The sequence below is a fragment of the Clostridium mobile genome (assembly GCF_018918285.1).
GTDB classification, from domain to species: domain Bacteria; phylum Bacillota; class Clostridia; order Clostridiales; family Clostridiaceae; genus Clostridium_AW; species Clostridium_AW mobile.
The window spans coordinates 138,775-161,337 of sequence record NZ_JAHLQF010000004.1; the positions used below are offsets into that span (position 1 = coordinate 138,775).

The window sequence follows — 22,563 nt, forward strand, 5'->3', positions numbered from 1 at the left end:
CTAGAGCTATCCTTTACTCTTAACCTGCATTAGTTAAAAATAATTATTACTTATTAATATTCTAACATTAAAAATCTATCAAATTGTAACAATTTGCTTACGATTTACTTATGAATTACTTAAACTTCACATGATTAAAACCTATATTAAAAAATTTTATTTGTTTCTTAATATTAACGCTAACCCTCTACCCCTCTTTTCTCAATACAAATAAGTTCTGGAGGACTATTAACTTGATTTATAAAGGATAGTTTTGCAACATTATATTCCTTTTGATTTAAAGAGGAAATAAAATCCAAAACTTCTTCTCTCTCTTCCTCTCCACCTTCATGTCCATAATATATAACTAAAATAACAACACCATTCTTCTCTAAAATGTTAAGGGATTTTTCTATTCCTTCTATTGTGGTATCTGCCTTTGTTGTAAGTTTGTGATCAGCCCCTGGAAGATACCCTAAATTGAACATAACTAATTTAACCTTTTCTTTAACATATTTATCTATGTTTTGGTGTCCATCTAAAATTAGCTCTACATTTCTCATATCTATATTAATATCATTTAATTTCTTTCTTGTGTTTTCTATGGCCATTTTTTGTATATCAAAAGAATAAACACTTCCATCTTCCCCTACAAGCTCTCTTAAAAAAATAGTATCATTACCATTCCCCATGGTAGCATCTATAGCTCTATCTCCATTTTCCAATTTTAATTTGCAAATTTCTTTTGCCAAATTAGTTGAATTTGTAAAAAAGTTTTTCAAAATAATTCACCTTCTTCATTATCTACTTATCTAACCCTCTTACTAAATTATACTACATTCCCTAGAAATTAGTTTGCAATAAGTAATTATATATTTTTAAATATAGATTTTTATAAAAATAATAGCTTTTAATGGTATACATTGGAATAAGTTCCTGCAAAATTACTGTTACTATTTTTAAAATTGTAGTAAAATATAAAAGGAATTAAAAGTAATTTTATTGAAAAAAATTCAAATAAGAAGGTGCATATTTTGGTTAAATATGAAGTTCCATTCAACTTTGATTTGAGATTATTAGATTTTCTTCAGGAAAGTATAGATAAGGATTGGATTGAATTTATATTTCTTCCTCCTTTTAAAGGTGATTCTCCTAATGCCAGAAGCCATACTGAAGGGGTTGAGAAGGCCTGGGGAACTTATAAAGAACCTGATACTAGAGAGGAATATGATTTTTATATAAAAGAAATTCAGAAAAGAGGATTTAATCCAGGAGTGCTTTTTCAGAAAGAAGAAGGTCTTCCAATGGATGTGGTAAAGCATTATATAAATCTTAATATAAATACCTTTGTGGTGAATTCAGACAAACTAGCTTCCACATTAAAGAAAATTGATTCTAAATATAAAGTTATAGCCTCTATTACCAAAACCTTAAGCGCTAAGGATTTATGGGAAAAGGATTTGAATATGTACGATAAAATAGTACTTCATTTTCCTTTTAATAGAGCTTTATCAAGATTAAAGGAGCTTCCTCCTTATTATAAGTACAGTATATTGGCAAATTCCTATTGCCTATATAATTGTAGCGTAGCAAAAGAACATTGGAATAGTACTCCCGAAAACTCTCAATCTATAAAATGTTTTAAGGGTGATAGAAAAGAAGATCTTATTTATATACCCCCAGAGTATATAAAACTTTTTCAACCTTATGTAGATAGTTTTAAGATTCAGGGAAGAGAATACCCTACTAGCATACTGCAAGAGGAAATATACTGCTATTATAAAAATTTGCATAACCCTATGGCAGGAGCAATTTATAATAGACTTACTCCTTTTAATGTGGATGAATATTTTAATAAAGGAAAGGATTTAGAGTTTGTAAAATATACTCCTAATAATCTTCCTAATATGCCTACTAGTGCTTAAAAATTTCTTAAGTATTTTTTAAACAAAGGCTGTTGGTAATTTATATTTATCAACAACCTTTGTTTTTTATTTTTCTAAATCTGAGTAAGTCTTAATCTCTTTCTCAATTGTACATAAGTCGTATAGTTGTATTCCCAATCGTTCAAAAATTCTATTGCAGAATTTTCACCTGACAAATAGAGCTCTTGTATTTTTTCATCTGATATTTTAAAATCAGTAGCTTTCACACCTAAGTTATTTATATCTATTGTCCTTAAGTTATCCATCCTTGTTACTTCTAAGTTTATATCATTTTTTAAAACCGTCTCAACTAAGGCAGAAAAATAATTAAAAATATTAGTTATTTTATGATTTTTCCCTGCCTTTTTAAAATCTAAAAGTCTAAAGCCTATGGTTGGCCATTCTGGATCACCTTCTGTATCAAATAGCCATACTGGAAAATTACTCATTACACCGCCGTCTACTATATAATATTTTCCTCTATAGTCTTTAAGTATTACAGGTTCAAAATACATAGGTATAGATATACTCATCCTTACAGCTAAGCTCACATCCAACTCATTGGGATCTATCCCATAGTATTCAATGTCTTCTGGTAGAATTAATATTCTTCCTCTTGTTAAATCTGTGGCTATTATGTGAAGCTTATATTTTCTTTTATACCTTGGGTTTTTTAAAAGTATTCCTTCTTCTCCATTTATCAATAAATCCTTGAATTTTACCGATTTTCTATCTCCTAACTTATCCTTCATTTTTAAATAGAGCTTCTCTTCTAACCATTCTCTTATATAATCCCCTTTATATAGTCCTTTGTAAAAGGCTAAATTCATAGCTGATCCTAATCTTCTATCCATTATCTTTCTATAATCTAATTCTTCCATCAATATTTTTATATCGTCGGCAGTATATCCTACGGCAAGAAGTGCAGCTACGATAGATCCTGCTGAAGTGCCTGCTATGTTTCTCCAGCTATAACCACTGTCCTCCATAACCTTTAAAGCTCCACAAAAAGCTATACCTTTAACCCCTCCACCTTCAAATACAGCATCTGCAAGCTTGTTTCTTTTATTCATATAATTCCCTTTCATATATCCATTGGTATAGTATCAATATATGATGTTAGTTATCTAATATTTAATATATGAACGAGATATTTTTTATCAGTTTAATATATTTCTCCAACTTCTAAAGACTCCATATGACAAAGGTTCATCTTGAACATAACTAAAAATGCTTGTATATTAATACTTATGAAAGAAACTATTAAATTAGCTGTTAAATTATTTTGTAATAATTTTCCAACTATAAATCCTATAACACCACTCACTATTAAAATTAGAATTATTTCAAGATAATACTTTTTACCTATTTTTCTTCCTTTGCTTAAAGCCTCCTCCGCTGGAACATCGTAGTAGACCAAATACTCTCTACATGGCTCGTAAGTGACCATGAAAGCTGCTAGTGCTATTAATAACAATGGAGTTATCATTATTAAAGGTCCCATAGATCCAATAAGCATTATTCCTAACGCCAATCCAATTGCTATAGCAAATATTAATATATTTAATCCTAGATATCTAAAATAATAATGAGAAGCCTCTTTCATAGCTTCAATAAAGCTTATTCTTTCTTCCTCTTTAAAAGCTCTTTTACACACAATACCCATGGAACAGTATATTAATGGCCCTAACACTATAGAAACTATAATTAATATTAAGAGTGCTGTACCTATTCCTCCAGAAAATCCTCCATTTAATAAAACATCATATTTATCAGTAATTTGAGCATTTCCTTCGCCAATTATATCCACAGCTCCAACCATCACATAATTTACTAAAATGAATGGTAACATAAGTAAATAGTTATCCTTAAATTTTTTTAACGCTGAATTAAACATATATATCCCTCCCCATATAATATACTATTTTATCATAGTATTATGTTACACTTAGGCCTATGAAATAAAATAACTAGTCGATGATGCGACTAATATTTTATTTCATAGGCCTTTACCTTATTTTATCTTCGACATAAATCTTCTTTACTTTTATCTTCTATGCTCTAATTGTATATCCTCTTTTTTCTAATAATTTCATCCTTTTAAATTTTTGGAAACTTTTATAAATATATATCCGAAAATTCTATGTCTACTTTTTTTATAATATTTTCATTTTTGCAAGTATAATCTAGTGTGGCACAATCCTCTTTCGTGGCTTTAAACAATGGAAAAGTAATGGTTATTTCTGTTCCTACCCCTTCTTTGCTCTTTAAGAAAATTTCTCCATTTTGAAGTTCTACAAAGGCCTTAACAATAGATAGTCCTATACCGCTTCCTTCACATATTCTTGTAAAAGACTTGTCTACTTGAGCAAATCTTTCAAATACATTTATTTGTTTTTTCTCTGGTATACCTATACCATCATCTTTTATATTTATAATAATAAAATCTTTATCATTACAATACATTTGAACAAGAATATTTCCATTTTCATTGCTATACTTTATTGAGTTTGAAATAAGATTAAGAACTATTCTTTCTATCATATCTGAATCACATTTTACATGAGCCTCTTCTATTTCTGTATCAAAAATAATATTTAGATTTTTACTATTTACATAGGGGATTACAAATTCAATTAAGCTTTCTACTATTTCTATAATGTTGAAAACACCTAAATTAGGTTTTAGAAAACCAGTATCAATTTTAGTAATATCTATTATATTATTACTTAATCTTAATAATCTTAATGAATTTTGCCTAATAATATTATTATATTTTTTTATGCCATCTATATCTTTGTTTTCTATGTATATATCTTCTAATTGCAAAGCACTATATATTACATTTATAGGGGTTTTTAATTCATGGGATATGTTCCCGAAAAATTCACTTCTCAGATTGTCCCACTTCTCCCTTTCTTGCAACTTAATCCTCATCTCTTCCAATTTTTTTCGTTCAGTAATATCTCTTCCTATTGCTAAATAATATTCTTTATCATCAATAAGAATTGATATAGCAGACACCTCTAGTACTATAGATTCTCCATTTCTTTTTATAAATTTCTCTTCCATCTTATGAATGTATTTCTTATTACTCATAATCCTTTCTCTTACCTCTTCTTTGCAGTCTTGATGTATTAAAGATAGTAGATCTTCACCAATTATCTCATTTTTATCACTTATCTCTAGCATTTCTAAGAGAGCTTTATTTGCATAAATTACTTTCTCTTCTTCTCTAATAATCACTGCATCTGGCAAAAACTCAAATATCTTTTTATATTTTTCAATATTGCTTTGGAGAGAAACTTTTATATTTTCTAATTCAATATTCTTATTATGTAATTCAATGTTTACATCTTGTAATTCTATAGCTTTATTTTTTATTCCATTAAAAAGAAGATTAAGAGGTTCTCTTAGAGAAGATTTTATTATGACATAATATAAACATACAAAAGAAAAAAACTTAAATGTATGAGCTACTGTACTCAAGGTTATTTCTGGCCCATCAGAATGAATTAAAAATAATTGAGACACTATCTTTAAACCTATGGATAAAACTATATATTTTTTATACTGTGTATCTATGTTATTATAACTTTTTAACTTTACTATGGATAAAATGTAGATGGCACATATAATAAGTTGCTTTACTAATCTAATATCTTTAATTCCATATCTATAAGAAATAGGTGTAAGCAAAAAATCCACCTTAAAGACAAGTATAAATATTATAACAAGATATAAAAAATATATAATACTCACCTTTTTAAAATTTATCTCTTTTTTAAAGTATCTATTTGCGCTCAAAAGAGATATCCCCTCTAAATACCTTGCAAAAACCCACAATTCATTTGATTTATACACTGAACATTGAAGTATTATGTTCATACCATTATGAGTAATAACATGGATTAAATCCAAAGTGCTTATAAAAGCATAGGCTATCCCTAAAAATAAAACATAATTATTATCTGATATATTATAAATATTTATTACAATTATCATTACAGTATATCCAATGACAACTGTAGATATTTCCATAATAAAATTTACTAATATGGGATTAAAAAGACTGGTTAATACAATAATATATATCATGCTCAAAATCATAAGAATTTTGAAGCCATCAATTTTTCTATTCTTTACATGATTGTTAATTATATTCATAAATTTACTCATATAACCACCTCTATATAAAATATGGTATCAGTCTTTTTAATCTATGAAAAGCTAATAATTTAAATTAATTGGAATAAAAAAAGCTCCTCTTATAAGAAATATTCGACAAACATTAAGAAATATAAAGTTATTGCTGGATAATAATTTAACAATTTTTTAGTAAATATATTGTAGTAACATATTTGTTTTTATTGAATATTATGTAAGTAGCAATATATGGAGGATGTTTATGGATTTTTTCTTTGATCAAGATTTATATAGGAGATGGTCCCCTTGGGAAACTCTTCCTGGCAGAATAACTTCAGCTTTAGGGGTATCTTCCTGGGCACCAAATAGATTAGATATCTTTTCTAGAGGAACTAGAAACGAATTGATCCACAATTGGTGGGATGGATCCAGATGGCATAACTGGGAAGATCTTGGTGGAGTTTTAACTTCAGCTCCAAGTGCTGTTTCTTGGGGGCCTAATAGAATTGATGTAGTTGTAAGAGGAACTGATAATGCCATGTACCATAAATGGTGGGATGGACGTAGCTGGAGTGACTGGGAAAATCTTGGTGGTACCCTTACTTCGTCTCCAAGCATATGCTCTTGGGCTTCTAATAGACTTGATTGCTTTGTAAGAGGAACTGATAATCAACTATACCACAAATGGTGGGATGGACGTAGTTGGAGTGACTGGGAAGCATTAGGTGGAAACTTAACTTCTGCACCTGGTGCTGTTTCTTGGGGACCTAATAGAATTGACGTTTTTGCTAGAGGAACAAACAACAACTTATTCCATAAATGGTGGGATGGACGTAGCTGGAGCAACTGGGAAAATCTCGGTGGAACTTTAACTTCTGCACCTTGTGCTTCATCAAGAAGACCAAATCAAATAGACGTTTTTGCTAGAGGCATATTCAATAATTTAATGCATAGAGAGTGGGATGGACGTAGATGGAGTAACTGGAGAAATCTCGGAGGATTCTTAACCTCTGCACCTGCTTCTGTATCCTGGAATCAAAACAGAATTGATGTCTTTGCTAGAGGAAGGGGCAATTCTGTAATACACAGATTTTTTACACCTTAAAGCAATTGAAAGTTGAGAATTGAGAATTAAGAGTTATTTATTAGCTCTTTCTTTCAGCTCTCAACTTTTATATTTTGCATATTTAACCTAAATTCTCTTTGGTCATTTTAAAAAATCTTTTCTATTACTTCCACTCCTTAATAAACCACCTCTTAATTCTTTACTATCAAATTCCAATTTAAATAAGTGAATTATAAATAAAAAAACACAAATACTATTATCTATATATTAAAATGTTTAGAAAGGATGAATACATAATGAGTAAAGAATTAGACTTTATAAACAGTCTTCCAAAATCTGTTCTACCACAACATCAAACAAAGCATCCAGGATTGGAGTCTGATATGAATCCCAAACCTGTATTTCAAAACCCTAATTATAAGCCATCAGGTAAATTTAAGGATAAAGTAGCTCTAATTACTGGTGGGGATAGTGGAATAGGGAGAGCTGTTGCAGTTGCATATGCTCAAGAAGGAGCTAAAATTTCAATAGTATATTATGACGAGCACCAAGATGCTGAAGAAACAAAGAAAGTTATTGAGGGTATTGGAGGGCAATGCTTATTAATCCCTGGAGATATATCAGATTCTAATTTTTGCAATAATGCTATAAACGATACTATAAATAAATTTGGCTCACTAGATATATTAGTTAATAACGCCGCAGTACAATATATTCAAACAGACTTAGCAAATATTACAGATCAACAGCTAGAGAAAACTTTTAAAACTAATATATTTAGCATGTTTTACATGGTTAGAGCTTCTCTTCCTCACTTAAAAAATGGTGCTTCAATTATTAATACAGCATCCGTAACTGCCTATAAAGGACATGAACAACTTATAGATTACTCTTCCTCCAAAGGCGCCATAGTAACATTTACTAGATCCTTAGCTCTATCTCTTGCACCTAAAGGTATTAGAGTAAACGCAGTAGCTCCAGGACCTATTTGGACTCCATTGATACCTTCATCCTTTAATGAAACTGATGTATCTAAATTTGGAAGTAACACAACTATGGGAAGACCAGGGCAACCTGTAGAGTTAGCAGGAGCGTACCTATTTTTATCCTCTCCTGAAGCTTCTTATATAACTGGAGAAGTAATACATGTGAATGGTGGAGAAATTATTAATGCGTAATGCCTTTGGCATTACGCATTAATAATTGTATTTTAGATTTTTAGTTACAATAAAATCTTTCTATGTATAAGCTCTTACTGGTCATATTTTATCTTCTAGTAAGGGTATGTCTACAGTCATTTTCTGAATAATACCAGTAAAAATAATTATAATAGCTGGAATTATAAGCGTCAGTACTATATTTACATGATTGTGTGTCATTGATTTTCCTACAGCCTTAAATCCAATGAACGCACCTACTGGAAATGCTATCCACCTCAATAACCAAAATATAATACCATTCCAGTTGCCAGAAGATAAATATAATCCAATATCAGTAGCTGGACCAGTTAAGTGAGTAGTACGGTTAATGGGTGTCAAACTTGTGGCTGCATTTTGTCCTCCCATGGCCATAGGTATTGCTATCTCTACAAAATGCGTCTCTCCTTCATATGTAAAAAAAGCTGCAATTATTAAAAGCATTCCTGAAAAAGTCAGACCACCCATTAGTCCCCACTTCCTAGTAATTTTAGCTGATATCGTTGCACCAACAACAAATATTAGCACTATAATTAGTATAAATAAAAATCCTCTCATATCACCTTTGGCTATTAACTCACCCAGTTCAGCAGCACGACCAGTCATAAATGAAACCCTTTCATTTGTGAAAACTTGTACACCAACTGTATCAATCCATCCTGCCATCATAACTAGTATAAATCCCACTATATTAACTGGCGTTAATATTTTAACCGTCGAATTATCGCCCACTACCACTTCCCCTTTCAAATTTAGAAAATATTTTTTATTATATAAAATCAAAATACCCCTACACTATGTAATAAATCATCTTTTTAGCAAAATCTAAAACGACGATTTATTAATCTTTTTTAGTATGTATAATAAACCTCCTTTAGCAACATAATGTTAGTAAATCTATATTTTACAGTAATACTTTTTGTACTTTCTTGTCAAGAAAAATTGAATCGCAACATCAAAAACTACTATTATTTTCTTATGTCCATGATAGGTATGGCTTTAACTTTTGTACCTTATATATTAAAAACTTATTTATTTATAAATCTTTAAATATCTGTAAAACATAAAAGAGGTAAGTATGTAATTTTTGTAACTTAATTACAAAAATTACATATAATAAATCGAGTATTTGTTGGTGGTGTGTATATGACTATAATAGATTTATCTCTTCCCAGAAGAGTCGTTCAAAAAACTCCTTTTTTATTTAGCTATATTAAAAGTAAAAGATACTATGTGCCTGCTAAATTAGTAACCTTAAACCTTCTTACTTCAAATTTAAACTCAAAAGGATTGGATGATTACTTAAATTCTAGTATATTTGCACTGATAGAAAGCTTAAAATCCATGAATTACTATAAAATTAAAGCTATGAAAGAACTTTTTAAATCCTGAGTAGAATTTTCAAATTAAATATTTTAAATATTAACTTTTTTGTATTATTCTATTAATTAAATGTTCATTACTGTATATTATTATATAATAAAACAAATATAGCGAGGAACGGTATTTATATGAAAAGAGCTTTAGATAACTTGGATAATTTGTTAACTTGGATAATTAGAATTTTATTTGTACTTAATGCAATTAATAATCTTATTATTAAAGACTACTATTTTTTTCTTATGGCCATGATAGGTATGGCTTTAACTTTTATCCCTTATATGTATAATAGTATATTTAAAAGAAATGAAAGCAGAGCATTGGACTTTTCAATAATATTTTTTATTTTTTTGTCCATTTATCTAGGTACTCTAAATAATTTTTACAAGTTTACTTGGTGGGATACAATGCTTCATTTGATTTCAGGAGTAATACTTGGCCTATTAGGTATAGTAGTTATGAATAACTTAAATAATCCTACAGTTGTAAAATCCCTAAATCCAAAATTTATTTTTATATATATCATTTCTTTTGTATTATTATGTGGAGTGCTTTGGGAAATCTATGAATTTGCTGGTGATATTGTTTTAGGTATGGATATGCAAGGCAGTTTATTAACTGGAGTAGGGGATACTATGATAGATTTAATTGCAGATTTAGTTGGTGGTGTAATTTCTGCTTTATATGGTATGCTATCTTTTAATAGAAACAATGGCATCGATGAAAAACATTCTTCAGTTGATAAACCCTAGTAAATAGATATATATTAAAAAATTTATTCATCTAGAAATTTTAAATACAAAAGAGCTAAGTATGTAGTGAAATAGCGCCTTTTTCCGGAGCGACTTCACTATGTACTTAGCTCTCTATTTGTGATACTAAATTATCCTTGTAGAAATTTACGATTGAGAAAATAATTTATCATAATATAAATTTGAAAATACATCTGTAAAATATAAAAAAACTTAGGTATATAGTGGGAGGATCGTCTTTTTCTGAAGCGATGTCACTATGTACTTAAGTTTTTCTTTTGGATTCTAAAATATCTTTATAAAACTTATAAGTTGGAAACTAATTTGTCATAACCTAAATCTGAAAACACATTTGTAAAACATAAAGTAACTAAGTATATAATGGGAGAAGCGCCTTTTTCACTCTAAATTTTTAATAGATTTTTTATATTCATGAAAACCTCTCTCAATATCTGGATTATCTCTAAAGAAATTATTGAGTATGTCTATTTTGATCAACGCATCTTTAGTTATATTATGCTCCATGAGCTCAATATTAAATAGGACATCCTTTTCTAATCCTAATGTTCTAAAGAATTTTTCAATTATGTTATGCCTATCTAAAAGAAACTTTCCCATCTTTTCTCCCTTTTCAGTTAAAAATATAGCTCCATATTTTACATAGTTCACAAAGCCTAATTTAGTAAGTTTTTGTACCATTTTAGTTACAGAAGGAGGTTGTACATTTAAAGCTTCAGATAATGCATTTACTCTAACGCTTTCACTTTCCAAACTTATTCTATATATCATCTCCAAATAATCTTCCATGCTATGTGTTAAAGTCTTTTTCTCTTTTTCAATTATCTCATACCCTCTTACCGTATGGAAATTCTTATAGTCCCCCATCTTTTATTCCCCCTTTTCTAAATAGAACTACCGACTCTAAATTTTCCAATTAATCTAATTATATGTGTAACAAATTTAATTAATTATTAATATATTACCAGTATAGAAATAAAATCTTTCCCACAACTAACTTTTGGAGGTAATAATATGGAACAAAATATAATGCCATTAAATCTCATCCCCCTTGGTAGTTCTGCCAGAGTACAAGGCTTAACTTCTGATGGAAATACAAAAAGAAGGATGTTGGATTTAGGATTAATAGTTGGAACTAAAGTAGAATCTTTAAGACAAAGTCCCTCTGGGGACCCCATTGCTTACGAAATAAGAGGCGCTGTAATTGCCCTTCGCTCCGAAGAGGCATCAAAAATATTGGTAAAAGTCATTAATTAATTTCAGGAGGTATTGTAATGGGACTTACAAATCAGTCCACAGGATTATTTTTAATGAAGGATATGCTAGACATTAAAATTGATCCTGAGAAAGATATTGTAATTGCTCTTGCTGGTAATCCCAATACTGGCAAGAGTACTCTTTTTAATAGTTTAACTGGAATGAAGCAACATACTGGTAACTGGACTGGAAAAACAGTTACCACTGCTCATGGTAGCTATGAGTACAAGGATAAAAATTTTATTCTAGTAGATTTACCTGGGACCTACTCTTTACTATCTAACTCTGCAGAAGAGGAAATTGCAAGAGATTTTATTTGCTTTGGCAATCCTAACGCTACTATAGTAATAGCTGATGCTACTTGTCTTGAAAGAAATTTAAATTTACTTCTTCAAACATTAGAAATGACAGATAAGGTAGTTTTATGTGTTAATCTAATTGATGAGGCTAACAGAAAAAAAATAAATATAAATTTAAAAGAATTATCAAATATTCTTGGTATACCTGTAGTTGGAACTAGCGCTCGCAGCGGATATGGTGTTGATGAATTGATGGAAGCTGTTTACAAAGTATCAAAGGGAGAAATCATCACCAACCCTTTAAAAATAAAATATAATTCTTTTGTTGAAGATACAATAGAAAAATTAAGCCCAAAGCTTGAAGAACTGTGTGGAGATAAACTAGAGAGTAGATGGCTTGCATTAAAATTAATAGATGGAGAAGACTTTATATTAAAATCAATAGATAAATATTTAGGTTTTAATATATCTGAAGATGAATCTTTGTTATCGCTTATAAAAACCGAGGAAAATATCACCTATGAAATAGCTTCTAGTATAGTAAAAGAAAGTGAAAATGTTGCAAATAAAGTGGTTCATTTTGAAAAAAGCGACTACAACCATATTGACAGAAAAATAGATGATATATTAACTTCTAAAACCTTTGGTATTCCTATAATGATACTAATGTTAGCTTTAATCTTTTGGTTTACTATAAAGGGTGCCAATTATCCTTCTCAATTGTTGTCTGATATGTTTTTCTTTTTAGAAGATAAATTGACTCAATTATTTCTATCTAATGGCTGGTCTCAAGGGTTACATGATATGTTGGTACTAGGGGTATATAGAACTTTAGGTTGGGTTATATCTGTAATGTTACCTCCTATGGCAATATTTTTCCCATTGTTCACTCTCCTTGAGGATTTAGGTTATTTGCCTAGGGTAGCCTTTAATTTAGATAATTTCTTTAAAAAGGCTTGTGCTCACGGAAAACAAGCTTTAACCATGTGTATGGGATTCGGATGTAATGCCGCTGGAGTTATTGGATGTAGAATTATAGATTCACCTAGAGAAAGGCTAATTGCCATTATCACTAATTTCTTTGTTCCTTGTAATGGACGTTTTCCTACTTTAATTGCTGTAACTACTATTTTTATTGCTGGTGCTTCAAATAGTTCTTTTCAATCTTTAATCGCTACCTTAACAATAACAGGAGTTATAGTTCTTGGAGTTATAGTTACTCTTTTAATGTCTAAGTTTTTATCTAAGACAATATTAAAAGGTGTTCCCTCTTCTTTCACCTTAGAATTACCTCCTTATAGAAAACCTCAGGTAGGAAAAATATTAGTTAGATCTATCTTGGATAGAACCATTTTTGTATTAGGTAGAGCTGTAGCAATAGCTGCCCCTGCCGGTTTAATCATATGGATTATGGCAAACATTAAAGCTGGTAACATGACACTTCTAGACCACAGTGCAAATTTTTTAAATCCATTTGCTCAACTTATCGGCATGGATGGATACATTCTCATGGCTTTTATATTAGGACTTCCTGCTAATGAAATAGTTATGCCAATCCTTATAATGAGTTACATGTCAACTGGAGCAATGATTGAGCTAGATAGCCTTAATGCTTTGAGAGATTTACTGGTAGCAAATGGTTGGACTTGGCTTACAGCTATAAATGTAATGCTGTTTTGCTTAATGCATTTCCCTTGTGGAACTACCTTATTAACCATAAAAAAAGAAACTCAAAGTTGGAAATGGACTGCTGTATCCTTTATTCTCCCTACAGCTTTAGGAATACTTACATGTTTTACTGTAACACAAGTGGTTAGATTGTTTATTTAAAATTCAACAATAATTTTGCTCAGTTTAGAATTTAAAATAGATAATTGAAAAGAAGGGACTTTGCATCAGCAAAATCCCTCTCTTAATTATTAACTATAAACTATATGAACTCTTATTAGCTTTGTTCCATTGTACCATTAATATAATTATTCCAGCAGCTCCTATTATTAACTCGGAAACCAAAACTGATGCACTGAAAGGAAATAATATAGACATTACTGTTGGTACTGAATTCCATAGTGTGTGAAGCAATACAACTATTATATATGCACTTATAATCTCTCCATTTATCTTTAAAGGGCCTTCAATATTTTCTTTAGCAAATACCCCTGCCAATATGGCAGTCCATGTTCCATGGCCTAAAGGAGATAGTATTCCTCTCATTAAAGTAATATAAACTGTAAGAGATAGACTTCCTCTACTTCTTAAGAAAGTAGAAAATGCATATCCTGTACTCTCTAGAGCGGCAAATCCCATACCTGCAGCGGCTCCTAGTATTATTCCATCCATATGTAGCCTATGTCTTTTACGTCTATATATAAATAGCACCCCTAAAATCTTAGTAAACTCTTCAATTAACCCAACCATTACAGCAGTTCTAAAATTTAAACTAGTAATAAAAATAGGCTCTAATATAGATGCTGCAAAGGTTCCTAAAAAACCACCATAAAAAAAAGTAGCAACGACATCTGTCATGGTTACATTACTGGTGTTTCTTTTCTCATAGAAAAAAGAAACATAAGTAACAGGAATAAGAAAGTTTCCTAACATAACTACTGCTGGGAACAATACTATATTCCCTGTTAAAATTAGTACTATAACACCTAATATATAAGTAGCCAATCCTATACTTAATAATTTATGCCACTTATACTTCTTCTTTTTTACGCTAATAACATTTTCCATGATGAATCCTCGTTTCATAAATAAAATAATAAATAATACAATACATTATCTATTATTATTATCTATAATACGGGCTAATTTATTCTACAATTAATTTTAAATTACATATCATAAACCACATTATTAACCCATTTATTTGATAAAAGTCTAGTCAATCCTAAAATACACTTAACCACTTCTTCTGCAGTAAGTAGAGCAACCACCAAATAAACAGGCAATTTAAATACAAAAGCTCCAAGGAATGATAATGGTACTCCTATAAACCACATTGTAACTCCTTCCGCTATTAGAGCAAAGTTTGCATCTCCACCGCCTCTAAGTATTCCTACTATGAGTATTATATTAAATACTCTTATCACCATTACCAGTGCAGTTATATATAAAATCATTCTAGCATCATAGGCCACATTTGGAGACACATTAAATAACTTTAATATATATGGCGCTGACAGTGCCAAAATAGCTCCTAAAATTATACCTGAAATACACCCTAAAATAGAGAATTTCTTTGCATATTCTCTTCCCAATTCCTCTTGACCCGCACCTATTTTATTTCCTATCATAACCGTAGAAGCATTTGCCATACCAATACTTACAACCGTAAATAAATTTTGAACCGTGCTACAAATTTGCACTGCAGCTATTGCATCTGTTCCTATTCTTCCATATACTGCAGCATATACTATAGTTGCAAGTCCCCAGCAAGCTTCATTTAATACAACTGGTATTACTGTTTTAAAGGTTCTTGCTATAAAATCCTTTGTTATACCTGACATATCTCTTAATTTTATAGCTAAGACACTTCTAGTTTTATAAACATAAAAAACCATTATCATCATTTCTATAACCCTTGAAATAACTGTTGCTATTGCAGCTCCATTAACTCCCATGGCTGGTAAACCTAACTTACCAAAGATGAATGCATAGTTTAATATTCCGTTGCTTATTAGAGCTATTACACTTATACACATAGGGACAGATGATTGTCCAATACAACGTAAAGAAAAAGCAAAGCACAAAGTAATAGCCATTAATATATAACTTGTAGCAATTATTCTTAAATATCCAACTCCTAATTGTGCTACTTTGTAATCCTTATTAAAAAAGCTAATTATTTCTCTTGGAAAAATAAGAGCGAAAATTCCTAGTACAATTGAAATCATAATACCAGTGAATAAAGCCATTCCAACCATTTTCTTTATATTTTTAGTATCTTCTTTTCCCCAAAATTGTGATATGAATATTCCACATCCACTATATATTCCTATTATTAATAAATTAAATAACAAAAAATACTGATTAGCTATTCCTACCGCTGCTATTGCTGTTTCTCCTAAGCTTCCAACCATAACAGTATCCAACATATTTATAAATGAGTTTATAAAGTTTTGGATAATTATAGGCAAAGCAATTTTCATAAGGGTGTTATAAAATTCCTTATCTCTAAACAGTGAACTCTTAGTTTTCTCCATGGCTTTTTTTCCTCCTATTTTCTATTATCATATATAAATAACCACCCTGAAATTCCATTTCAAAGTGGCTGGCTTCTGCACTACCATATTTTCTTAAATTGTTACAAACTTAAATAGTATGTATTTTCATTAAATTTTAAATAGATTATACAAATACAGTAAAAATTATATTATAAATGACATTTTATTTCAAGTAAATAATCTAGTATAATGTTTATTGTATATATATTTAATATTTTTACAAGGTGGTAGTATGATTTATGAATGAATATAGAGCCAAAATACATTATTTATATCATGATGGTTTTTCAGTTGAAACAAAAAATCATCTTTTAATCTTTGACTATTATAAAGATTCCCCTGTTAATGAGGTAAGAAATTTAAATAACGGCGTGGTAGGGGAAGAGGATTTGAAAATTAAGGATAATGTTTTAGTTTTCTCCTCTCATGGACATAGAGATCACTTCAACCCTGTTATTTTAGATTGGATTAAATACAATCCAAATATAAATTATGTACTAAGTAGCGATATTAACCTTCCTGACTACAAAAAAAACTATAATATATTATGGTCTAATAAAGAGCTTCAACTAGGGGATGTAGTGATAAAAACCTTTGATTCAACAGATATAGGAGTATGTTATTTGGTAGAAGTTGATGGTTTAAGCATTTTTCATGCTGGAGATTTTAATTGGTGGTATTGGAAAGATGATACCATGGAAGATAAGCTAGAAATGGAATTAGCTTTTAAAAAAGAAATAAGAAAAATTGCTGAGCATTATGTAGATATAGCCTTCTTCCCTACAGACCCTAGACTTGATGATTTTTTTCACGTAGGTGGAGAATATTTCATTGATAAGGTTAAACCAAAACTTTTTATCCCTATGCACTTCTGGGCTAAATGCTCTACTTCAAAAAAATTTAAAGATAAAGTTGAAAGAGATTTCTGTGAAATTGTAGAAATTAAAAATAGAGGACAAGTTATAGACTTTGTTAAATAAAGTTTAATATAATATTTTAAAGATAGAATTCTTTTAATACATAAGGCTATTGACGAAAATCAATAGCCTTAATAATATTCTACAAATCTGTTATTAGCTTTTCTTCCATAAGAGACTATGAAAATATTTACTACCTAAATAAACAGCACTTATTATAAATACAAACCAAAAGGTTACAAACCTTACTACTATAGCTAAAGTCATACCTTTATCCGGTGAAATGTTAAAAGGTACAAGTAAAAATGTCATACTCCCTTCAAAGGTTCCCATGCCCCCTGGAAGCATAGGTACCATGGCAACCATGTAGGTAAGATATGTAATTATAGCTATAGATATAAAAGATATAGATATGTCTAATCCTTTAGTTATAGTATAAGATTTTAAAGGAAAGAATCCCCATATAAATAAAGATAATAAAAATTGTTTAACCCATACCCTTTTATGACTCAAAATTTCCTTTATAGATATACTTATACTTTCTATTAATTCATTAGCTTTTTCAATCCATTTATATTTCTTTGGAAAAAGGTTTAACAATCCTTGAATCTTATTAGGACGTATCACTATAAATACCATAATTATAAATATCACAATTAATATAATAAAAGATAGAAATAATATTTTTAAAAACACCCCACTTAGCTTAAAATTAACTAAAAGCAGCAAAATGGAAATTAAGTTTAAAATGAGAAAGGCTGAAAAGCTAATTATCTTTTGCACCCCTACTACAGCAGTAGCTCTTTCTAATGGCAGTCCACCTTGTTTATTTAGAATGTATATTTTAGCTACTTCCCCTCCTGCTTTTACTGAAGGTGTTACACTTTCGGTAAATGTTCCTGCCATATTCATATGAAATATTTGGCCAAAGGATATCTTCTCTCCTAACTCTTTTGATAGATAATACCATTGAATATTTATCAAGAGTATTGTTATTATTTGTAACAAACATCCTATTACTAAAACCTTTACATCTATGTTAAGTAAATGTCTATATATTTCTCCTAAATCAGCCCACCACAGCGCTGCACCCGTTATTAATATTCCTAAAATCACCAGCATAAACTTTTTCATCTTTTATTTTATTCCTTTCTATGGTGAATAAAAGAGTAGCCTTCATATTGGAGTTTTCTTGTGATATGTGTTTACAACTATGACAATTACAGTCCTCTGGTATAGCTGAGTAAAAATTTTTCAGTTTATCTTTTGGACTTCTTACAAGTATTCTGCATCCTCTTTCCGCTCTTTGAAGTAAAGTATTTAAAACTTTATCTCTTGGAAATACTTGCAATGCCATATGAATAACAGAAAAATCTGCTGGATCTATCTCTTGTCCCATTCCTTGTAAAATCTTTATTTTCTTATTCATTCTTAATTTGCACACTACTCTTCTTGCACACTTAACAGCTTCAGGATCACAATCTATAACACAAATCTCTGCCCCCGTTTGCTCTGCCAGCTCTATAGCTGTGGAAGGAAAAGCTCCTCCTCCTATACACAAAACCCTGTCTTCTTTTGTTATATTTCCAAGCTCCACTTCTCTTTCCACAACTTTTTTATAATACATTCTATAAAAATGAATAAGTGAAGGAAAAAATGAAGATACTTTTTCTAAGTTCTTTGTAAATCCTGGAATCACTTTCATTCTATGGTCGCCCCCTTACTATACTAACCTCATAATGAATGTGCCTATATGATTTATTAATCCCCCAACTAAAAAGGCACTTACTACTGTAAACCCTCCTATTGCAAGGGCTATTTTTGCACCGAATTCTTTTACCAATACTCCTAAAACAGACAAGCAAGGTATATAGAATAGAGAAACTACTGAACCAACTAACAATTGTAATATAGTTAAATTTAATTCTAATAAAGGTAATACCCCTAACTCTCTTCTTATAATTCCTAAAAGTAATCCTAGTGTAGCTTCTTTAGGTAGTCCTAACCACTTTACTGTCAATGGCGCCATAAAATCATTAGCTATATTTAAAATACCCGTTTCAGCTATTAGTGCAGCTATTGCTATGGCAATAAGCATTGGTACTTCAGCTTCTATTAAGAAATGTTTTGTTCTTATCCAAATCTTTCTTACTACAGTTCTCATGTCTGGTATTAATAGATTAGGTATTTCTAAAAGTATAGGATCGCTTTTTCCAGGTATAAACTTGTTTAATAATACCCCTGCTATAACCATAGTTCCCAAAGAAATTAAATACACTAAAAGCAATAATAAAAAGGAATGTGCTCCAAGTAGAGATATAAAAGCTCCTGTTTGAGCAACGCAAGGCACAGCTAAAGAGACTATGGTTGCTACTATTATCCTTTCTTTATAGCTAGTAGCAGTCCTAGTTCCAAGTATTGCAGGCACTGCACACCCATAGCCCATCATTATCTGTATTATATTTCCACCCTGTATTCCTATTCTTCTTAAGAGCCCGTCCATTAATACTCCAAGTCTAGGAAGATATCCACTATCCTCTAAGAAAGAAAGCACTATATAAAAAAGAAAAACATAAGGTAGCACCAGGGCAAGAGGCCACTCTATACCTTTTATTAAAACTCCGTATTCTCCCACTAAAATATTGAAAAATATTCCTTGAGGAACAAACTTTGATACAATGCCAATAATAAAAGGTGCTATATAATTATTTACTATTGGCAATAAGATTGCTGCTCTAAGTCCTTTTCCCCCACCTACAACTATTCCTAAAGATAATAATAAAACAAAAATTGCTATAAATACTCCTGGAAAAGGTTTTATGCACATATCCCCAAGCTTTTCTAGAAAGCTAACTTCTTTTACTTGTACTTTTTGAACTTTTTTTACTACTTCTTCTGCCCTTGTCCATATTTGTTTCTCACTTAAATTCTCTTTCTCAACTTTTGTATTTGTAACTTTCCAAACTGCATCTAATAAATTTTTAAGACCTATGTTTTTAACCGCTACCATTGAAACTACAGGAGCTCCAAGTTCATGAGCTAATAACACCGCATCAATTTCTATTCCTTGATCATTAGCTACATCTGTTAAATTCAATACATATACCACTGGTATACCATAGGCTTTAATTTGATAAGCTAAATTTAAATTTCTCTCTAAATTTGTTGAGTCTAGAACACAAATTATTGCGTCTGCTCCATCTTCTAAGAAATCTACCGCTACCTTTTCTGCTTCAGAAGTAGCTTGTAGAGAATAGGTTCCTGGTACATCTATAAGAACTGCTTTGTTTTTATCAGATTTTATCTTCCCATGAGTGAAGCTTACAGTAGTTCCTGTATAGTTTGCTGTGATTACCTCCATACCAGTTAACTTTGAAAAAATAACACTTTTTCCTACATTGGGATTACCCATCAGTAATATTTTCAGCTCTCCATTTTGTATATCAACTGGTATTTCTTTGCTGCAACAACTCATACTGCAACCTCCTTAACTTTTATTTTATTTGCTATTTCTTTGGCTATTGCTATGTTTCGCTTTGCGATTTTTATAACTATAGGTCCACTAAAAGGTTGCTTTGACACCACTTCAACTCTTATTCCTTTTCTAACTCCAATAGAGTTCAATAGTGGTATTTCTGGTATGTTTCCTATTTCGCAATTACTGCTTACCTTTAGATCATATAAATTCATAATTGCCCTCCATTTATTTAATTGATAATGAATATCATTCTCCATTAATTTACCATATAATTTCCATGAAATCAATACTTTGTTACAAAAAACACAAAATGGGTATTAAATCCTTGTAAATCTAGAATTTAATACCCATTTTATCCGATGACTAGCATCCGTAACACTCCCATCTTCTACAAGTGGGAGATAACGGATGCTACGTCCCTGGATAAGTTCTTCTAAGCTTCAGTTGAAGTAAGTATTCCTTTTAAGCAAACTCCATCTGAAGCTAAGAATCACTTGATATCTTTGTAAAAGCTTAAATTTATATGCTCAACACTAATTATTCTATTCTAAATAAATATCTTCACCAAAAAACTCATTAAAAACATTGTTGATATTATATACATTGTGAAACTTACTTTCTTTCCTTCACCTTTCATAATTTTAATTAAGGGATAGGCTACAAACCCAAAAGCCATGCCATCTACTATACTAAAGGTAAGTGGTATGGTAACTATAGTTAAAAATGCTGGAAATCCTTCTTCAAAATCTTTTAAAGGTATGTTTAATATATTTGTCACCATTAAGCTTCCTACTATTATCAATACTGGGGCAATAGCGCTATTAGGTATAACTTTTATAAAAGGTATAAAAAATAGTGAAGTCAAAAATAATATTCCTGTAAAAATTGACGTCCATCCACTTTTCCCACCTGAAGTTATGCCCGTTGCTCCTTCTATAGCCACTACTGTAGGGCTTGTTCCAAATATTCCACTTAACATTGATGATATAGCACAGGCTTTAAAGCTATCTTTAAACCTGTCTTCCTTATTTAACATTACATTTACTTGTCCATGAAGTAATCCTATATTTTCAAATACTAATACTAAAGTTATAGAAAAAACCCCAATCCAGAAAGAAACATTGCTTATTCCGCTAAAATCCATAGAAAAGAAAAGACTTCTATAATCTTCTAAAGAAAATAGAGATAAGCTTATTTGGGATAGGTCTACCCCTCCAAATAAATATGAAATAACTGTACCTCCAATTATTCCAAATAAAAAGCTTCCCTTAATTCCTCTTACAAATAAAAATAAGGTAAGTATTAAATTTATAAGAGTTGTATAAACTTGTGGATTTTTAATATCTCCTAGTGCTACGAAAGTGCTAGGATTACTTACTATTATTCCACTTTTTTGAAGACCTATAAAAGTAATCAGTATTCCTATTCCTACTCCAATTCCTTCTTTTAATGAATCAGGTATAGACCTTAAAAGTTCTTCTCCTATCTTAGTAAATGCTATTGCTAAAAATATAATTCCTGATAGGAAAACAACAGCTAAAGCTTGCCCTGGAGGCAATCCCATGGATTTTATTATGGTATAGGAAAATAGTGCATTTACACCCATTCCTGGTACTAGTATTATAGGGGTTTTTCCCAAAAATCCCATTAATAAACATCCTGTCGCAGAAGCGAGCACCGTAGCAATAATTGCTCCTTCTAAAGGTATACCTCCATCGGATAATATGGCTGAATTTACTACAACGATATAAACTACTGCGAAAAATGAAGTTAGTGCTGCGATTAATTCTTCTTTAAAATTAATATTATTATCTCTCAATTCCCTCTTCCTTTTCATATAAGTCCCTCCGCCCACCCACATGTTTATTAACATGCATCTATTATTATATCAAAGATACAATGACATATTAAGAAAAAATTA

21 protein-coding genes are annotated in these 22,563 nt (G+C 30.3%); 8 read left to right on the plus strand and 13 right to left on the minus strand.

The window, feature by feature from the left end; all coding sequences use genetic code 11:
• Nucleotides 1-179: 179 nt before the first annotated feature.
• Nucleotides 180-764 (minus strand): tRNA 5-(aminomethyl)-2-thiouridylate-methyltransferase MnmM, encoded by a 585-nt coding sequence (gene mnmM / locus KQI86_RS15880; RefSeq protein WP_216440833.1) that lies wholly within the window; start codon nt 762-764, stop codon nt 180-182.
• Between the two features lie 249 nt (nt 765-1,013).
• Between mnmM and KQI86_RS15885 the strand changes: the two genes are divergently transcribed.
• Nucleotides 1,014-1,904 (plus strand): hypothetical protein, encoded by an 891-nt coding sequence (locus KQI86_RS15885; protein WP_216440405.1) that lies wholly within the window; start codon nt 1,014-1,016, stop codon nt 1,902-1,904.
• A 74-nt stretch (nt 1,905-1,978) separates the two neighbouring features.
• On the opposite strand, the gene KQI86_RS15890 is transcribed toward KQI86_RS15885, so the two are convergent.
• The 3 genes from KQI86_RS15890 to KQI86_RS15900 form a co-directional block, all read right to left on the minus strand.
• Complete coding sequence (locus KQI86_RS15890; protein WP_216440406.1) at nt 1,979-2,977, minus strand: patatin-like phospholipase family protein; 999 nt, start codon at nt 2,975-2,977, stop codon at nt 1,979-1,981.
• Between the two features lie 92 nt (nt 2,978-3,069).
• Nucleotides 3,070-3,801: a hypothetical protein gene (locus tag KQI86_RS15895; protein WP_216440407.1), complete on the minus strand. Its 732-nt coding sequence runs from the start codon at nt 3,799-3,801 to the stop codon at nt 3,070-3,072.
• Nucleotides 3,802-4,022: 221 nt separating this feature from the next.
• The gene (locus tag KQI86_RS15900) at nt 4,023-6,083 is read right to left on the minus strand and encodes a sensor histidine kinase (RefSeq protein ID WP_216440408.1); all 2,061 of its coding nucleotides are present in this window, start codon (nt 6,081-6,083) and stop codon (nt 4,023-4,025) included.
• Nucleotides 6,084-6,306: 223 nt separating this feature from the next.
• On the opposite strand from KQI86_RS15900, the gene KQI86_RS15905 reads away from it, so the two are divergent.
• Both KQI86_RS15905 and KQI86_RS15910 read left to right on the plus strand, forming a co-directional pair.
• Complete coding sequence (locus KQI86_RS15905) at nt 6,307-7,155, plus strand: PLL family lectin (protein ID WP_216440409.1); 849 nt, start codon at nt 6,307-6,309, stop codon at nt 7,153-7,155.
• A gap of 257 nt (nt 7,156-7,412) precedes the next feature.
• Entirely contained in the window at nt 7,413-8,294 is an 882-nt protein-coding gene (locus tag KQI86_RS15910; protein WP_216440410.1) for an SDR family oxidoreductase, read from the plus strand.
• Nucleotides 8,295-8,375: 81 nt separating this feature from the next.
• On the opposite strand, the gene KQI86_RS15915 is transcribed toward KQI86_RS15910, so the two are convergent.
• Nucleotides 8,376-9,044 carry a YoaK family protein gene (locus KQI86_RS15915; RefSeq protein WP_216440411.1) on the minus strand — a complete coding sequence of 223 codons (669 nt, stop codon included), beginning with the start codon at nt 9,042-9,044 and terminating at the stop codon, nt 8,376-8,378.
• 414 nt (nt 9,045-9,458) lie between these two features.
• Between KQI86_RS15915 and KQI86_RS15920 the strand changes: the two genes are divergently transcribed.
• Both KQI86_RS15920 and KQI86_RS15925 read left to right on the plus strand, forming a co-directional pair.
• A complete protein-coding gene (locus KQI86_RS15920; protein ID WP_216440412.1) occupies nt 9,459-9,704 on the plus strand; it encodes a hypothetical protein in 246 nt (81 codons plus the stop codon).
• Between the two features lie 119 nt (nt 9,705-9,823).
• A complete protein-coding gene (locus tag KQI86_RS15925; RefSeq protein WP_246582860.1) occupies nt 9,824-10,444 on the plus strand; it encodes a DUF2238 domain-containing protein in 621 nt (206 codons plus the stop codon).
• Between the two features lie 399 nt (nt 10,445-10,843).
• Here the strand turns inward: KQI86_RS15925 and KQI86_RS15930 are convergent, their stop codons facing one another.
• Nucleotides 10,844-11,329, minus strand: a complete 486-nt coding sequence (locus KQI86_RS15930) for a metal-dependent transcriptional regulator (protein WP_216440413.1) — start codon at nt 11,327-11,329, stop codon at nt 10,844-10,846.
• 147 nt (nt 11,330-11,476) lie between these two features.
• Between KQI86_RS15930 and KQI86_RS15935 the strand changes: the two genes are divergently transcribed.
• Nucleotides 11,477-11,719 carry a FeoA family protein gene (locus KQI86_RS15935; RefSeq protein ID WP_216440414.1) on the plus strand — a complete coding sequence of 81 codons (243 nt, stop codon included), beginning with the start codon at nt 11,477-11,479 and terminating at the stop codon, nt 11,717-11,719.
• A 17-nt stretch (nt 11,720-11,736) separates the two neighbouring features.
• On the plus strand, nt 11,737-13,848 hold the full coding sequence (gene feoB / locus KQI86_RS15940) for a ferrous iron transport protein B (protein ID WP_216440415.1): 2,112 nt from the start codon (nt 11,737-11,739) through the stop codon (nt 13,846-13,848).
• A gap of 93 nt (nt 13,849-13,941) precedes the next feature.
• Here feoB and KQI86_RS15945 read toward each other — a convergent pair whose 3' ends face one another.
• A complete protein-coding gene (locus tag KQI86_RS15945) occupies nt 13,942-14,754 on the minus strand; it encodes a PrsW family intramembrane metalloprotease (protein WP_216440416.1) in 813 nt (270 codons plus the stop codon).
• Nucleotides 14,755-14,855: 101 nt separating this feature from the next.
• The gene (locus KQI86_RS15950) at nt 14,856-16,226 is read right to left on the minus strand and encodes an MATE family efflux transporter (protein ID WP_216440417.1); all 1,371 of its coding nucleotides are present in this window, start codon (nt 16,224-16,226) and stop codon (nt 14,856-14,858) included.
• A gap of 260 nt (nt 16,227-16,486) precedes the next feature.
• Here KQI86_RS15950 and KQI86_RS15955 point away from each other — a divergent pair, with 260 nt between their 5' ends.
• Entirely contained in the window at nt 16,487-17,227 is a 741-nt protein-coding gene (locus tag KQI86_RS15955) for an MBL fold metallo-hydrolase (RefSeq protein WP_216440418.1), read from the plus strand.
• 93 nt (nt 17,228-17,320) lie between these two features.
• On the opposite strand, the gene KQI86_RS15960 is transcribed toward KQI86_RS15955, so the two are convergent.
• From KQI86_RS15960 to KQI86_RS15980, 5 genes are all read right to left on the minus strand, one after another.
• Nucleotides 17,321-18,280 (minus strand): lysylphosphatidylglycerol synthase transmembrane domain-containing protein, encoded by a 960-nt coding sequence (locus KQI86_RS15960; protein WP_216440419.1) that lies wholly within the window; start codon nt 18,278-18,280, stop codon nt 17,321-17,323.
• Nucleotides 18,234-18,869 carry a class I SAM-dependent methyltransferase gene (locus KQI86_RS15965; protein WP_216440420.1) on the minus strand — a complete coding sequence of 212 codons (636 nt, stop codon included), beginning with the start codon at nt 18,867-18,869 and terminating at the stop codon, nt 18,234-18,236. The genes KQI86_RS15960 and KQI86_RS15965 overlap by 47 nt, the downstream gene beginning before the upstream one ends.
• A gap of 18 nt (nt 18,870-18,887) precedes the next feature.
• The gene (locus KQI86_RS15970; RefSeq protein ID WP_216440421.1) at nt 18,888-20,639 is read right to left on the minus strand and encodes a ferrous iron transporter B; all 1,752 of its coding nucleotides are present in this window, start codon (nt 20,637-20,639) and stop codon (nt 18,888-18,890) included.
• Nucleotides 20,636-20,854, minus strand: coding sequence for a FeoA family protein (locus tag KQI86_RS15975; RefSeq protein WP_216440422.1), 219 nt, complete (start codon nt 20,852-20,854; stop codon nt 20,636-20,638). The genes KQI86_RS15970 and KQI86_RS15975 overlap by 4 nt, the downstream gene beginning before the upstream one ends.
• 335 nt (nt 20,855-21,189) lie before the next feature.
• Entirely contained in the window at nt 21,190-22,479 is a 1,290-nt protein-coding gene (locus KQI86_RS15980) for an NCS2 family permease (RefSeq protein ID WP_216440423.1), read from the minus strand.
• Between the last annotated feature and the right edge of the window lie 84 nt (nt 22,480-22,563).

What these genes read in the sequence shown, in the direction of transcription:
- KQI86_RS15890 (WP_216440406.1), bottom strand. Translation starts at nt 2,977, where the DNA reads ATGAATAAAAGAAACAAGCTTGCAGATGCTGTATTTGAAGGTGGAGGG.
- KQI86_RS15895 (WP_216440407.1), bottom strand. Translation starts at nt 3,801, where the DNA reads ATGTTTAATTCAGCGTTAAAAAAATTTAAGGATAACTATTTACTTATG.
- KQI86_RS15900 (WP_216440408.1), bottom strand. Translation starts at nt 6,083, where the DNA reads ATGAGTAAATTTATGAATATAATTAACAATCATGTAAAGAATAGAAAA.
- KQI86_RS15905 (WP_216440409.1), top strand. Translation starts at nt 6,307, where the DNA reads ATGTTTATGGATTTTTTCTTTGATCAAGATTTATATAGGAGATGGTCC.
- KQI86_RS15910 (WP_216440410.1), top strand. Translation starts at nt 7,413, where the DNA reads ATGAGTAAAGAATTAGACTTTATAAACAGTCTTCCAAAATCTGTTCTA.
- KQI86_RS15920 (WP_216440412.1), top strand. Translation starts at nt 9,459, where the DNA reads ATGACTATAATAGATTTATCTCTTCCCAGAAGAGTCGTTCAAAAAACT.
- KQI86_RS15925 (WP_246582860.1), top strand. Translation starts at nt 9,824, where the DNA reads ATGAAAAGAGCTTTAGATAACTTGGATAATTTGTTAACTTGGATAATT.
- KQI86_RS15930 (WP_216440413.1), bottom strand. Translation starts at nt 11,329, where the DNA reads ATGGGGGACTATAAGAATTTCCATACGGTAAGAGGGTATGAGATAATT.
- KQI86_RS15935 (WP_216440414.1), top strand. Translation starts at nt 11,477, where the DNA reads ATGGAACAAAATATAATGCCATTAAATCTCATCCCCCTTGGTAGTTCT.
- feoB (WP_216440415.1), top strand. Translation starts at nt 11,737, where the DNA reads ATGGGACTTACAAATCAGTCCACAGGATTATTTTTAATGAAGGATATG.
- KQI86_RS15945 (WP_216440416.1), bottom strand. Translation starts at nt 14,754, where the DNA reads ATGGAAAATGTTATTAGCGTAAAAAAGAAGAAGTATAAGTGGCATAAA.
- KQI86_RS15950 (WP_216440417.1), bottom strand. Translation starts at nt 16,226, where the DNA reads ATGGAGAAAACTAAGAGTTCACTGTTTAGAGATAAGGAATTTTATAAC.
- KQI86_RS15955 (WP_216440418.1), top strand. Translation starts at nt 16,487, where the DNA reads ATGAATGAATATAGAGCCAAAATACATTATTTATATCATGATGGTTTT.
- KQI86_RS15965 (WP_216440420.1), bottom strand. Translation starts at nt 18,869, where the DNA reads ATGAAAGTGATTCCAGGATTTACAAAGAACTTAGAAAAAGTATCTTCA.
- KQI86_RS15970 (WP_216440421.1), bottom strand. Translation starts at nt 20,639, where the DNA reads ATGAGTTGTTGCAGCAAAGAAATACCAGTTGATATACAAAATGGAGAG.
- KQI86_RS15975 (WP_216440422.1), bottom strand. Translation starts at nt 20,854, where the DNA reads ATGAATTTATATGATCTAAAGGTAAGCAGTAATTGCGAAATAGGAAAC.
- KQI86_RS15980 (WP_216440423.1), bottom strand. Translation starts at nt 22,479, where the DNA reads ATGAAAAGGAAGAGGGAATTGAGAGATAATAATATTAATTTTAAAGAA.